Annotated in this window: 6 protein-coding genes; 4 read left to right on the forward strand and 2 right to left on the reverse strand. The window is 31.1% G+C overall.

Going from position 1 to position 16,049, the window contains the following annotated elements:
- Positions 1-70 precede the first annotated feature (70 nt).
- Positions 71-9,403 (reverse strand): amino acid adenylation domain-containing protein, encoded by a 9,333-nt coding sequence (locus ABD077_RS00025; RefSeq protein ID WP_343909270.1) that lies wholly within the window; start codon positions 9,401-9,403, stop codon positions 71-73.
- Positions 9,403-9,930 (reverse strand): UpxY family transcription antiterminator, encoded by a 528-nt coding sequence (locus ABD077_RS00030; RefSeq protein ID WP_343909272.1) that lies wholly within the window; start codon positions 9,928-9,930, stop codon positions 9,403-9,405. Before ABD077_RS00030 ends, ABD077_RS00025 begins: the two co-directional genes overlap by 1 nt.
- A gap of 727 nt (positions 9,931-10,657) precedes the next feature.
- Between ABD077_RS00030 and ABD077_RS00035 the strand changes: the two genes are divergently transcribed.
- The 4 genes from ABD077_RS00035 to ABD077_RS00050 all read left to right on the forward strand — a co-directional run bounded on the left by ABD077_RS00035 (position 10,658) and on the right by ABD077_RS00050 (position 16,020).
- Entirely contained in the window at positions 10,658-12,409 is a 1,752-nt protein-coding gene (locus ABD077_RS00035) for a helix-turn-helix domain-containing protein (RefSeq protein ID WP_343909274.1), read from the forward strand.
- Positions 12,410-12,551: 142 nt separating this feature from the next.
- Positions 12,552-12,716, forward strand: a complete 165-nt coding sequence (locus ABD077_RS00040; protein WP_343909276.1) for a hypothetical protein — start codon at positions 12,552-12,554, stop codon at positions 12,714-12,716.
- Positions 12,717-12,882: 166 nt separating this feature from the next.
- Positions 12,883-14,982, forward strand: coding sequence for a prolyl oligopeptidase family serine peptidase (locus ABD077_RS00045; RefSeq protein WP_343909278.1), 2,100 nt, complete (start codon positions 12,883-12,885; stop codon positions 14,980-14,982).
- A gap of 855 nt (positions 14,983-15,837) precedes the next feature.
- Positions 15,838-16,020 carry a hypothetical protein gene (locus ABD077_RS00050; RefSeq protein WP_140592049.1) on the forward strand — a complete coding sequence of 61 codons (183 nt, stop codon included), beginning with the start codon at positions 15,838-15,840 and terminating at the stop codon, positions 16,018-16,020.
- Positions 16,021-16,049: the final 29 nt, after the last annotated feature.

The following is a 16,049-nucleotide window of genomic DNA, read 5'->3' on the forward strand; positions in this document are numbered from 1 at the left end:
TAACGATGAAGCCAAGAGAATGATTTATAATTAAAATATTGAAGTGTTCTAGTGTCTAAAATGAAGAAAGTTAGAGGATAACTTCATCCAAATCATCAATTGTATTTGATTCTAGTTGATTTTGAAAAGTGATGAATTTTATCTTTGTAGCAACCCCTTGTATATTTTGAGTTTCGTACAGGTCCTGAATCGAAAAATTTGTCGAAAAAACCGCATTTATTTTGTTGATTAAAACGGTTGCTTTTAAACTATGTCCGCCTAATTCAAAAAAGTTATTTGTAACTCCAATCTTATCTACACCTAAAGTATCTTGCCAGATATTTACGAGTTGTTCTTCAATTGGATTATTAGGGGCAACGTATTCTCGTTTTATGACATCGTTCGCATTAACTCCTGGTAAATTATTCTTATCTACTTTACCGTTAGGAGTTAACGGAATCGCATCTAACTCAACATAATAGCTAGGAACCATATAATCTGGTAACCTATCCTTTAAACTAGCGCATAACTGTGAGGTATCTACAACTCCTTCGGTAACTATATAACTAACCAAAACATCCTCACCTTCTAAACGGTCAACGATAACAATACTATTTACTATACCTTCTTGAGATTGGATAACATGAGAAATCTCGCCTAACTCTATACGGTATCCGCGGATTTTTACTTGGTCATCTTTGCGACCTAAAAACTCAATACTACCATCCGATAACCATCTAGCCAAATCGCCCGTCTTATACATTCGCTCTTCTTGCTTAAATGGATTCGTTATAAACTTCTCATTTGTTAATGTTTCTTTATTCAAATACCCTCTGGATAATCCTGCTCCCGAAATACATAACTCCCCAACTACTCCTATAGGTTGTAACTCTAGACCATCGGATAATATATAGACCTGAGTATTTGCTAATGGTTTACCAATTGGAACTGAGCTCTTGTATGACCCTTCTACTTTTTGAATAGTACTATATGTTGTGTCTTCAGAAGGACCATATAAATTACGAACTACGATACCAGAATCCTTAAAATAATCTGCAATAACTAATGGAAAAGGTTCTCCCGCTAAATTGATCCCAACCACATTTTCAAAAGATACCTTCTTATCCATCAAAGTTTGGGCTACAGAAGGTACTGTATTAAGTAACACCTTATCATCATTAACCAAATGATCTCCTATAGATAAACCATTCTCTAATAGTCTAATTCTTTTCCCTATGCTCAAAGGATAAAATATCTCATAAACTGATAAATCAAAACAATGTGACGTAACCGCGTACAAAACATCAAAATCTGTGTCCATAAATTCATCAATAGACCAATTTAATAATGCTACTGCATTCCTATGTTCTATCATTACTCCCTTAGGTTTACCTGTAGATCCTGATGTATAGATCACATATGCTAAATTGGATGAGGACAACCCTACTTTCGGAGGTGTAACTGGAAGTTCTTTTTCTTCTTTGAATAATCCGATAATATCTTTATCAATTGTAACACTGCAATCACTATCCTTTTCTATATATGCTATACGTTGTTTAGGATATGTAGGATCTATAGGGACATAAGCTCCTCCAGTCTTTAAAACGGCAAGAAGTGAAATCACCAACCACTCATTTCTTTCTAACTTAACTCCTACTAAATCCTCGACACCAACATGATATTCTCGTATTAAATAATGTGCCAATTGATTCGACAACTGATCTAATTCGCTATAACTAAGCTTCTTTTCTCCATAAACCAAAGCCACAGCTTCTGGGGTTCTTTGTACTTGATCCCTAAATAGGTCTACTATTGTGTCATCTTTAATATAAGTATCAGAGGTCATATTAAAATCACATAACAACCGCTGTCTTTCCTTCTTATCTATGAAATCTATAGTGGTAATGTTCTGAGTAGGATGTTCCAAGCAACCTAAAAGGAAGTTTTCTAAATGTAACACAAAACGCTCTATTACTGAACGATCATACAAATCTGTGTTGTATTCTAAAGTTAAACCTAAGCCATCTGAGCCTTCAAAAAAAATAAAACTCATATCAAACTGACTTACCTTTCTGGTCGATCCTTTATAAGTAGTAACCTCTAATCCCCCTAAATGCGTTGTCGAATCATTGAATAACCCTTGTTGGTTCTGTAACACAACCATCACATCAAATAAAGCTGAGCGACTTGTATCATGATGTAATCCTAGTTCATCTACCAAAAGATCAAATGGATAATCCTGATGAGAATAGGCTGATAACAACGTTTGCTTTTGTATATCTAATAACTTATCAAAACTTACAGATGTATCAAAAAGTGTACGAATCGCCAACGTATTCAAATACAATCCTACTTGATGCTCTAAATCAGGGTGGCTTCTGCCCGCTATTGGAGTACCCAAAATAATATCCCCACTATCCGTGTATCTCGACAACAAGCCATTAACACCCGCCATCAATACCATAAACAAACTTGCTCCGTATTGCTCTGAAAAACGCTCTAGACCTAAACTCAAATCCTTTGAAAATCCATAACTATAAGAATCCCCCTGATATGTCTTAATATTAGGTCGAGATTTACTAATAGGTAACTCTAATACAGGTAGATTACCCTTAAAATTTTCTAACCAATACTTCTGTGAAGACAGCATACCCTCTTCTGAAGTTGCTCTATTTTGCCATACTGCATAATCCTTATATTGAATCGACAATTCTGGTAACTTAATTTCCTCTTCCAATAACAAATTATTGTAAACTGTGATGAGCTCTCTGTGCAAAACCTCCATAGACCAACCGTCACTAATGATATGGTGCATCGTAAGTGCCAACAGATGACGATCTGATGCTAATTTTATCAAACCTACGTGGATCAATGGACCAACTCCTAAATCAAAACGATAATTATAACTATCGGAAAGAATATTACAAACCTCAATAGATCCTAAATCATAAGCGCACATATCGTGATAATCAATCTCAAAAGATAATGAAGCGGTATCTACTATATATTGACCTACCTCTCCACAATCATCTACTCTAAAAACCGTACGTAAACTCTCATGACGATCCAGTAAATAAGTAAAAGCTTGACCAAACTTATCCTCATCCAAATCTCCATCTATCTCTAAAATGGTTGGTATATTATATGCCTTACTACCCTCTTCAAATTGACTCAATACCCAAATCCTACGCTGGGATGAAGTCAAAGGATAACTCGATCTTTCTAACGCTTTTGGAATATCAACCGAATGAATTTGATCTAAACCTGAAATCACGGATACCAAACCTCGAATCGTTGGACTATTAAAAACATCCTGAACCTGAATCTCATAACTTAGCTCTCGCTTTATCTTATTAACCAATAAAGTAACCTTTAAACTATGACCACCTAACTCAAAAAAGTTATCTGTTACTCCTAGATTATCTATTCCCAAAACTTCTTGCCAAATCGATACTAAATCTTTTTCAAGGGATGTCTCTGCAGCTACATATTTCTGCTGAATCAAATCCTTAGAATCAACCTTTGGTAAAGCCTTCTTATCAACCTTGCCATTTGCAGTTAATGGAATCTCATCTAATGTTACGTAGTAACTAGGAATCATGTAATCCGGTAAATCCTCCATTAAAGAAGCCCGTAGCGATTGCTTATCCAATTCGCCATCTAAAATCATATAACTGACTAAAACATCATCTCCTTCTATACTATCAACAATAACAATACTCTGAACAATACCATCCTGAGACTGTAAAACATGCTCGATTTCCCCTAACTCTATACGATAACCTCGGATCTTTACTTGATCATCCTTACGACCTAAAAACTCTATAGTACCATCTGGTAACCATCTGGCCAAATCTCCTGTCTTATACATACGCTCACCTTCAACAAAAGGATGAATTATAAACTTTTCGCTTGTTAACTCTTCATTATTCAAATAACCCCTAGACAATCCAGATCCAGAAATACATAACTCCCCAACTACTCCTACAGGCTGTAACTCTAAATCCTCTGATAATATATAAATCTGAGTGTTAGAAATTGGAGATCCAATAGGAAGGATATCCGAATTACGATGCTCTAAATTAAAACTCGCAGTAACAACCGTATTCTCTGAAGGACCATAATTATTGTAAATATCTAAACCTTTACGATCCGTATTCGGCAGCTGTAAAGCCTCTCCTCCCGTTAAAATCTTAACTCCTTCTAAACTATAGCCTTCACGGTACAAACCTTCGCAAACTTTGGTTGGCAAATAACAATGTGTAATATTATGTTCTTGTATAAAAGAAACTAGATTCGAAATGTTATAGCGAATCTCCTGTCTTGAAATAGGATACAAACTACCTCCGGATAGTAAATATGGATAAACCTCCCATACCGAAGCATCAAAACCTACTCCTGCATATAAGGTCCCACGACTGGTAGCATCCAAGCCATAATAACCTATATGCCAAGAACATAAATTCACCAAACTTTTATGCTCGATCATTACTCCTTTAGGTTTACCAGTAGATCCAGATGTGTAAATCACATAGGCCAAATTTGATGATGATAATCCTACATCCAAATCTGTAACTGGAAGTGTCTTTTCTTCCCTAAATGAATCTATAATGTCATTGTCTATAGTAACTCTACAATTACTATCCTTTTCTATGTAGGAAATACGTTGTTCTGGATAACTCGGATCTATAGGCACATAAGCAGCTCCACTCTTTAAGACTCCTAACAAGGAAACAACCAACCATTCTGTTCTCTCTAATTTTACTCCTACTAAATCCTCTAATCCAACGCCGTACTCCTCTATTAAATAATGTGCTAATTGATTCGATAACTCATCCAATTCACGATAACTAAACTCATTGCCTTCATAAACCAAAGCCGTAGCATTTGGACTAATCGCTACCTGATCCTTAAACAAGTCTACAATCGTCTTATCCATTGGATACGCTACTGTGGTTGCATTAAAATCATAAAGGAGAACATTTTTTTCAGCTTCTGACAAATAATTCAAAGATTTTAATGATTTTGTTGGATTGGTAACAAGTTCTGAAAGAACATTTAAGTACATCGACAGCATTCGCTGCATAGTTGTATGATCAAAAATATCAGAATTATAATCCCATTCGATCGAAATCCTTCTATCTATATTATTGGTAGTAACAAAATCCGCTTGTTCATATACCGTATTAACAACAACACTAATATCAAACTTGGAAAATTCATTATGCCCCTTTATTATCTCAATCTCAGCATCTAACAAAGACATATTCTTCACAGGAACGTTCACAAAACTAAACATATGTTGAAATAACGGCTGAAGATTTAGACTCCTTTTAGGTTTTAGTCTTTCTACTACTTTCCCAAAAGGTGTATTTTCATATGCATATGCGTCCAAACAAGTATCTTTAACTTGATTTAAAATTGATACCAAGTCTTGTTTATCATCAAAAATTGTTCTGAGAGCGATCGTATTTACGATCATCCCCAAGACTTCTTCAAATTCTTTATAGTGCCTGTTTGCTACAGCAGTACCTACGCATATATCATTTTGATTACTGTATTTGCTTAAAACAATTTTGAACGCTGTAATCATTGTTATAAATAGAGAAACACTTTGACTTTCTGAAAATTGTCGTAATTTTTCAGAAAACTCTAAGGTGAATATATGTTCTATAACTTGACCTTTTTGCGTCGCCTTTTTCGGTCTAGGACGGTCTAACAAAATTGGTAATTCACTAGAAACGCCTTGTAGCTTTTCTTCCCAATAATCCAACCGGTTATTAAGTACTTCATCATTTAAATTAGATTTTTCCCAATAAGCATAATCCTTAAAACTAAGTTCTGGTTTCTTAATATTGTAGTCTGGATTTTTTTTCAGTTCATTATAAATATCAACAAAATCTCTAAACAATATTCCTTGTGTCCATCCATCCAATATTAGATGATGTTCGCAAAAAATAAGCACGCTCTCCTTTGGTGAGAATTTAAGTAGCTCTACTCTAAAAAGAGGACCTTTCTCAATTTCAAAAGATACCTTTCCTACTTTTTCTAAACTTTTTTGTATTTCTTTGTCAATCTCTTTATTAGTTAAACCTTTATAATTCGTAACTGGAATAATGAAATCATACGGAGAGAGAATTTTTTGATAAGGTTCTCCTTCTATATTTACAAAAATGGTTCTTAATATTTCATGTTTTTCAATTAGCTTGGTAAACGTTTTTTCTAAGACATAGACATCGACCTCTCCTTTTAATTTTATTGCTCTAGATACATTATATGAAGTATTTGAATTATCTAGCTGATTTAAAAACCAAAGCCTATCTTGTGAGTAGGATAATGGATAAAACTCCTGATCTGGAGTAATTATTTTCTGGATTGTATTTTTCTTTAAAGAAGGAACCAGTAGACCTAATTCTTTAATTGTGGGAGATTTATAGAAATCATTTAAAGATAACTCTATCCCTCTTGTATTTCTAATATTACTAATAAATTGATTTGCTAACAACGAATGCCCTCCTAATTCAAAAAAACTTACGTTTACATCAACTTGATCAAGGTTTAAAAGTTCTTTCCAAATAGCAGCGATCTCTTTCTCTTCTTCTGTTGTCGGTAACTCTACAACATCTTTTATATCTGACACCTTTGGCTGTGGTAGATTTTTAATGTCAATTTTTCCATTTGGCAATAAAGGCATGGCATCGATTACTACAAAATGTGTAGGTATCATATAAGCAGGAAGATATTCCTTGAGTTTTATTGCGAGTGAAGAGATCTTTACAAATGATTCATTTGCTACCAAATAGGCAATTAAAATTGGCATTTTATCAACTTCATCGATACATACATAACTATCAATAATGTATATGTTAGCCTTTTGTATTGCACTTTCTATTTCCTCAACTTCTATCCGATATCCTTTATAACTTAATTGTTTATCTTTTCTTCCATAAAAGATCAAATTGTTATTATTATCCCATTTTCCAAGATCTCCCGTTTTATATATTCTATCTCCATCTATCTTGATAAATGCGTTTTCTGTTAAATCTTTTTGATTCAAATATTCAATGGCTAATCCCACTCCCGAAAGTCCTATTTCACCAATGGCTCCCTTAGGCAACATGTTCTGATTATCCAACACATACACCCCTCGATTTGGAATTGGTTTTCCTATGGGAATAACTCCATTTTTGTTTTCTACCTGATGGTATGTTGCACAGACTGTACTTTCTGTTGGACCATAGGTATTATATACTTCATATTTACTAATTAGGTTGTTTACATGCTGAAACTTTAAAGTATCTCCACCACTAATCAAAACTCTAAAATTATGGTCGTAGTTCGACACATTTTCATTTAAATACTGTAAAACAAAAGGATTTGTACTAAGTATTGAAATTTTGTACTGCTCACATTCTTGAAATAACTTATGAAAATCCTTAGTGTCATTTGCAATAACTAAATTACCTCCTACTGCCAGTATGGGAAATATTTCTTCAACAGAGGTATCAAATGAAGGAGAAGCTTGTTGTAATACTTTATCATTATTCGTGAGTTTGAAATAATTTTTAAATGTAATGATGTAATCGTATAGTGATTCGTGACTTATAACCACTCCTTTTGGATTTCCTGTAGACCCTGATGTATAAATAATATAGGCAACATCATCTTTTGTAATGGATAAATTTGTTATTTCATTGTCTTTTTGTCCTTCTAGAATTTCATCAATATTATATTCATTTTTTGCGTTCATCGATTGTGAAAAAGAATCCACTAAAACAAGTTTTATATTACTATCATTATAGATAAATTCTTTTCTCTCATCGGGATAATTATTATCTATCGGAACATACACTCCACCCGCTTTAAGTACCCCTAAAATTGATACGATACTTTTTTCTGATCGAGACAACATAACTCCTATTCTATCTCCTTTACAAACACCATTATTCTGAAGAAAACCTGCTATATTATTTGCTTGTTTGTCGAGATCAGTATATGTTAAATTTTTGTGAGCATGTGTAACGGCTATAAATTGATTATAGCTACTTAATTTTCTATTCCATAGATCTAGAAATGTTTCATTAGCTCTTTGAATATTAAGTCCATTAGAAATTTCTTGAACTTCTTTAAGTTGTTCCTCATTTGCGATATTAATTTTATCTATAGATTGAGATAATAGACTTTCTAAATGAGTTAAAACATATTTAAATGATTTTATGAGTTGTTCTACCTCTGACTTTGGAACATATTTTTCATTAATATCAAATCTGAATTTTAAATGACCTTTTTCATATTCAAAGACATGAATAGATATCGGATCATCCTCACTACTATTTGATAAAGGATGTACCGAAGCGCTATTTCCTGAAAATTCACTTTCATATTGCATCTTTTCATAAGATAATCTTACGTCATACAATTTGTTAATTTCTTTAGGTAAATCCTTTAAAATATCAGCTTGTTGGAAACTTTGGTGTCTATAACAAGCAAACAATTCTTTTTTGATATATGTTATAAAGTCAAAAAATGTCGTTTCTGGCAATACCTTTAGCTTAAGAGGCAATAAACTTATAAATGGTCCTAAAGTTCTTTTCTCCTGTCTATTTTTTCTGTTAAGAATCGGCATTCCTAAATTAATCTCATCCTTATAATAATATTTTGAAAGAATGATAGAAAAACACCCAAGAAACAAATGAAATACACTCAATTTATTTTCTTTAATAATATTCCAGAAATGAATACTTTCTTTCTCAGAAAGCGAAAACTCTATACTACAATGCCCTTGTTGGTCATTTTGTCCCGAATAAACAAATGATGGTGTTTCATTATATCTTTGATTCCAAAAATTTCTATCTTCAGAAAACCTTTTTGATTTTCTATACGATGATTCTGAAATTATAAAGTCATGATAAGAAGTTGTATTTGTTTCAATATCTTCTTGTAAATAACCTTCTTTAGAATCTAATTTTTCATAAATTCTATTTACTTCATTAAAAAGTAACTGAAAAGAAAATCCATCGGAAATGATGTGATGTAGTTTAGAGTACCATACGTATCTATCAGAAGAAACTTTAATCAACCACATTTTAAAAAGTTGCTCTTCGTTATTAAGATTAAATGGAATGGAAAAATCATATTGGATTTTATCTATTACCTCATCCATATTCTCAATTTCTAGATACTCTACCTTTTTAATGGTTTCCGAATTTAGGTTATAAAATATGGGCATACCATGATTCTCTTCAAAAACAAAAGAAAAAATATCATTTTCCTTTAATAAAATATCCATAGCATTAATAAATTGCTTAGGATTAACTTTACCATTAATGATAACATATCCTCCAATATTATGTTTTGGAGAATTTGGAGACAATACCTGATCTAACCAGATATATTTCTGAATATTTGATACATTATTCTTCATTATACTGCACTTGGTATTTTAGATAGATAATAAGATGGTAGCGTTGCGGTTATGCTCTGATTGATAGAACTCAGTCTTACGATAATCTTATTTTCGTTATTAATATTGATAATTTCGCACTCTAAACCTGATAATGACCCTTTTTCTATCATTCGCATTTCACCTACTAAAAGCCGTCTATTATCTGTTTGTATATTTTGGACATCTTTAGAATTGATCAAAAATTTTATTTGTTCTATTTCTTGATCTGTAGCTAAAGAATACTCTTTACCACAAGTAATAAATGAACAAGCACCCTCCACGGACATTGCATCATGAAGATCTCTGTTATTATTAATCCTCACGAACACATAAGAAGAAAAAAGAGGGACTGAAATTATTTTTTTTCTATCACTCCATTTTCTTAAGGTTTCAATCATAGGAACAAAAGACTCCAAACCTTTTTCTTTCAATCTTTTTCCTACTGTATTTTCTTGACGTGATCTAACATAGAGCACATACCATCCTGTTTTTAAAAGTGTTCTCATAGTTTTAATTGAAAAAACGTTTTTAGATTGATTGTCAACTAGATACAGCTTCGCTTCCCTGAGTCACATCAGGTTCATACTTAAAAAATTATTTATTAAAACGATCTTAGAGTTAGAATTTAAAATGAAACATTATATATGTTTCAATACTCTCAAAAAGAAAAGATCAACTCAATAGCTGTATCAACTATCGATTACAAACATAATGGATAAACATATGTACAAACAAACAATGTGATCCCGTTTTCAGGAATAAAGACCCGTGATTCATTGAATTCCTATTAGTATCTAAATAGTTAAAAAATGCCCATTCTCAGTCCAAAAGACGATAATAACAGGAAAAACCATTTTTAAACACAAAAAAACATAAATCCTTGAAAAACAAACACCTATATTAACTCATTACTTAATAACCCACCATTAATTCCGGAATACCGACTATCAAAAAAATAAAAATTTTGATTTCTAAAAAAAAAATCTATGTCCTATAAAATATTATCTTTGCGTTATAACCTTTTATAAATCTTAAAACTGAATGTATTGATAAATTGAATTCCGGGAAAAGCAGCAACTGTAATCATCTTTCTTGCCTCCAAAAGAGTTTCTAGTTGTGTTTATAATCACTTATAATTGATCAAGAAAGCAATATATTAAGGAATCTCGGTACAATTATTGCTTTTATGCTCAAACGTAAATTTCACAAATCGTCTAATCGAAGTTCTCCTAAATGTTTAAAATCAATACATTAATTTTTACATTATTTGCACTATTCTGCTGTAATCATATCTTATCACAAAACGTTATTTCCGATTATACTCAAAATTCTGATTACACGGAACTTAGTCAAGATTTTTTGATCAACAAAAAAGACCCTGAAAGGGCTAAAATAATTGCTAAAAACTTTCTTAATAAAGCAAAGGAAGAAAATGACATCATAAAAATTTCTGATGGCTTATATATGTTAGCAGAAATTTCAGATAAGGATATTGCGGTTAAATATCTTGATTCTATTATAAAACTGACGGTTAACGCTAATGACTTTACTTATCCAGGCAAGGCTTATCTTCTTAAGGCTACGATTTTAGGATCTCAAGGACGATTTAATGAATCCATGGATGAACTAATTAAGGTTAATTCCCTCGCAATTGCTAGTAACAATGTAGAACAGCAATTTAAAACCAAATATTATATTGCCCTGCTAAAAAATGAATTAGGAGATTTTGAAGAAAGTAGAAAAATTTTAGAAACAGTAGTCTCCTTTAATAAAATGAAATTTAATGAAGACAAGCATTATGAATATGATTATATTCTTTCACTTTATGCTTATGGCAACTCGTTAAACTTAAATGATGATTTCGACTTAGCCTATCAGGTCAACAAAGATGCAATTAAACTTAGTTTAAAATCAAAAGACAGTATATTATATGAAAGACTATTATTAACCTCTTCCATATCTGAGTATTACAGAGAAAAATATGATTCTAGTTTAGATAGTATTAATAAACTTTTAAAAATAAGTAATTATTCTAATCTAAGTACTGGAACAAAAATCCGGATAGATCTCCACCTAGGAAAAATTTTCAACAAGAAAAAGAATTACGATAAGTGCATAGGCTATCTTAAAAAATCTGATTCTTTGGCTTTTAAAGAAGACTACTTCTTTCCAGGAATAAGAGAGTCCTATGAATTATTGATTGATAATTTCAAAAAAAAGGGAAATAAAGATGAACAATTATTCTATATCAATAGGCTTTTGTATGTAGATAGCATACTTGATAAAAACTATAGATATTTATCAAAACAGATAAATAACGAATATTCCAAAAAGAATCTTATACTTGAAAAAGAAGAAATTATAGATTCTCTAAAGAAAAACAACAAATCACAATTTATTCTTCTTACCATACTTTTTGTTATATCCGCTACATTAATTGTCTTATTAATTTATAACAATAAGAAGAAGAAAATATACAAACAAAGGTTTTTAAATCTAATAGAAGAGAATCAAGAAGAGCAAATTCCATCTGAAAAAACTATTTCAGATAACAATGATGCAAGTAATTCTTCAAATTCAGTAGAATTAGGAATTTCAGAAATAATTATTAATGATATTTTGAAGAACCTTGAAAAGTTTGAAGAAGATAGAGACTTTTTGAAACCCAATATTACCGTTAGTAGTCTATCCAAAGATTTTAATACCAATTCTAAGTATTTGTCTAAGGTAATTAACAGTTATAAACACAAAACTTTTAGCAATTATGTTAATGAGCTAAGGATACGTTATATTATTGAAGAATTGAAAAAAAATAAAAGAATTAGACAATACACAATTAAAGCAATCGCAAACGAGATAGGTTTTAATACTAGCGAAGCTTTTTCTAAATCTTTCTATAAGACTTCAGGAATTCATCCTTCATTTTTCTTAAAAGAACTTAAAAAGCAAAATGAAAAATCAAATATGCCTGTTGAGAGTAATTAGCCAGTGTTTTTAGGCCTTTTTCCGGAAAACAGTGACCTGAATTCCTGAATACAGTCCATAAAGAGAGTTTTTGCAATGTTAAATTATCTTCTTTCAATTAGTTTTGCTGAGCATTTAATTTAATAATCACAATTCATCAAACATGAAAAACTTAAACAAAAAATTAGAACTTTCTTTAAAGAAAACAAGCATTGCAAAATTAAACAACCTTAACTCTATAAAAGGAGGAGCAGCACACTTTAATTTTGACGACGATGATGACCCATCAGGAACAGACACTTGGCCTGTATCAAGGCAGGTTTGTTAAGAATAGTTTCCTAAAAGAAGAATCAATAAAGGAAAGCTTTTGGGCTTTCCTTTATATCTATGTTATTTAAAACAAACAATACCTTAGCCTACCTCATATGAAATCCGTTTATTATTACCTTATTTTTATTGTAATGACATTTATATCATGTAATACTAATGAAAGCATGAAGCTAAAACCAAAGGTTGTTGTGGACACCATTCATGGACAACTTATTCAAGATCCATATAGATATTTAGAAAATTCAAATTCAGAAGAAGTAAAAAATTGGATTTTCGAGCAAAATGACATAGCAAATTCTTTTCTAAATAGTATTACTAAAAAGGATTATCTCATCAAAAAACAAATTGAGCTAGATAAGCTAGACCAATTCGAAATCTCAAGTATCAAACTTACTTCTAACAATCAATTATTTTACCTAAAAAGACTACCTGAAGAAAACACCTCAAAACTATTTTATAAAAAAGACATTAATGCAGAAGAACAGTTATTATTGGATCCTTCTGAACTTAATCTAAATGGGAAAAATATTATAAGCTATATACAACCTGATTGGATTGGAAGTAAAGTTGTAGTAGCGGTAACAGAAAAAGGAAGAGAAGTTTCTGATATTTTAATAATCAACGTTACCACCAAAAAAATTCATAACGAAATTATCAGTAATACATGGCCTTCAAATTCCGGAGGAGTTGAATGGCTGCCTGATAACTCCGGGTTTTTATATTTACATTATCCAACTATTGATATCAAATCAAAGGAGTTTTTAAAAAACACAAAATCCGTACTTTACAAAATTGGTGAAGGTGTAGAAAACAACAAAGAAGTTTTTTCTAAAAATGTAGCTACTTATTTAGATTTAGACGAAAATGACTTTCCAATAGTTTCTTTATTAAATAAAAATGACAAATATCTCATTGGAAAAACTCCTGGTGCAGGAAGTTATTATAATGCATACTACACCAATATGGAGGAAATAAATAATCCTAAATGGAAACCTTTATTCAATAAGGAGAACGAAATTAAAAGTTATCTAATTATTGGAGATTCTTTGATTTATAAAACTTCAAAAAATTCATCAAATTATAAAATTTGTAAAACCTCTATTGAAAATCCAAATTTTGAAAATCCGAAAGTTTTAATTCCAGAACATGAAGAATATATAATCAATGATTTTGAGGTAAATAAAGATGGTGTTTTTTTCGTACGAACTAAAAATGGAGTCTCTGCTAAACTCTTTAATTACAGCTTTCAAACTAAAAAAGAGACTGAAATAGAATTACCTAAAAAATACGGAAACTTATCATTAAAATCTTCAGGTTTAGAAAGTGATCGATTATGGATAGAGGCTTCGGGATGGACCACAAAAAATGATACTTATTTATTTCAAAAAAACACCTTAACAACACAAAATATAAACCAAAAAACAGGACCTAACACAAACGATTTACTCAAAGATATTGTAGTAGAAGAAATTGAAGTCGATGGACATGATGGATCAAAAATACCATTATCCATATTTTATAAAAAGGATATTTTTAAAAACAAACCGGCTCCATTGTTAATGGATGGTTATGGTGCTTATGGTATTTCTATGAAACCACAAATGTCAAGTCGTAGGACTTTATGGGTTTTAGAAGGTGGTATATATGCTGTGGCACACGTGAGAGGTGGTGGAGAAAAGGGAGTAAAATGGCATACTGGAGGAAATAAACGTAATAAAGCGAATACCTGGAAGGATTTTATTTCTTGCGCAGAATACCTAGTTGATCAGAAGTATACGAGTAAAGAACAGTTAGCTATTTTGAGCGGAAGCGCAGGAGGTATAATGATAGGAAGAGCTATAACAGAAAAACCAGAATTATTTAAAGCTGCTATCATTGAATTTGGTTCCTTAAATATGATGCGTTCAGAAATGAGACCTAATGGTGTAAATAATACAAAAGAATTTGGAACCATTAAGAATAAAGATGATTTTGAAGCTTTAAAAGAAATGGACGCATATCATCATATCAAAAAAAATACAAGCTACCCATCGTTGTTTCTTACTGCAGGTCTAAATGATCCTAGAGTACCTTCTTGGTTTACGTTAAAATTTATGGCTAAAATGAAATTATATGATATCTCTAAAAATCCAAAACTTGTATTAATAGATTCTACTACCGGACATGGTAAGGATGTTGGTAAAATGAAACAATATCAGAGATATGCCAACCTACTTTTGTTTGCATTTAATCAAACTGGTCATGAGAATTATATCCAAAAATAAGATGATAATAAATGATAGGACAAACTTTTAATACCGACAGCGAATACCATAACGTTCAATTATAAAGTTTTTTATTAAAAACTATCTAATAAATGATTTCGGTCAGATTTTTTAATAAAACATAACAATTCGTCTTGATTTCTTCTAGTCCTATGAAAACAGACTGAATTCCAGAAATAAAAAAAAGCTTTACACTAATGTAAAGCTTTCTTAGTAGCGGGAGCAGGACTCGAACCTGCGACCTTCGGGTTATGAGGACAGATCAAAAAAACCACAACACTTTGTATCAGAGTTTTTTATATTTTTTGGAGCATGCAAACCGATACATTTAACAACAATTCCGTACTAAAAAACCATGCTCCAAAACGGAGCATGGTTTATATTTCTTTCTAGAAGCAAAAAACGCAGTACTGAAATGCTTATAATTCTAAATATTATGTTAATAAATCAATAGTTTTTAAACATTTTAGACAAAAACGTAGTAAATAAAACATATAAGTGATTATAAACCATGTTCTGAAATCTTAAATTTTATTACTTTTCCTATAATAATATCAAATAGTACTAAAACTGTGATTTATGTAACATTCAACTCTTATTATACAACCTTTAATTAATTAATTATAAAGATATTTACATTTTGAATTATGATTCTTTTTTAAAGAAAGACTATTCTCTTACAACCATTTTTCTGTTTCTTTTTATTAGTAATTTACTAATAAAACTTTAGGTTCCGGCGATTATGATCCTCCAAGTATGATCTCCGGAATTTAAAGAAACTTAACAACTCCAAGAATAAGATTAGAAGGATCAAATTTTATTAAAGAGGTATTAAAAAATTATAATATAGTAGATATGAAACTTGATAATAAGGTAATTGGTAAATACAAAATAGGAGATACCGTATTCACTAAAATCAATCCCAATATTTCCCTTATCGTTCGAAGATATATTAATGGAGTTTATTACTGTGGATTTCAAAATGACCCCGATAGATGGGAATTAGGTTTGACCGCCAGAGCATTGGTGGGAAGTTAAACTATTCCAAGATCTATTTTTTATCTTAA

It is taken from the genome of Aquimarina litoralis (assembly GCF_039523995.1).
Lineage (GTDB): Bacteria > Bacteroidota > Bacteroidia > Flavobacteriales > Flavobacteriaceae > Aquimarina > Aquimarina litoralis.

Excerpts from the sequence above, each read along its gene's own strand:
- ABD077_RS00025 (WP_343909270.1), bottom strand. The coding sequence starts at position 9,403 with ATGAAGAATAATGTATCAAATATTCAGAAATATATCTGGTTAGATCAG.
- ABD077_RS00030 (WP_343909272.1), bottom strand. The coding sequence starts at position 9,930 with ATGAGAACACTTTTAAAAACAGGATGGTATGTGCTCTATGTTAGATCA.
- ABD077_RS00035 (WP_343909274.1), top strand. The coding sequence starts at position 10,658 with ATGTTTAAAATCAATACATTAATTTTTACATTATTTGCACTATTCTGC.
- ABD077_RS00040 (WP_343909276.1), top strand. The coding sequence starts at position 12,552 with ATGAAAAACTTAAACAAAAAATTAGAACTTTCTTTAAAGAAAACAAGC.
- ABD077_RS00045 (WP_343909278.1), top strand. The coding sequence starts at position 12,883 with ATGAAGCTAAAACCAAAGGTTGTTGTGGACACCATTCATGGACAACTT.
- ABD077_RS00050 (WP_140592049.1), top strand. The coding sequence starts at position 15,838 with ATGAAACTTGATAATAAGGTAATTGGTAAATACAAAATAGGAGATACC.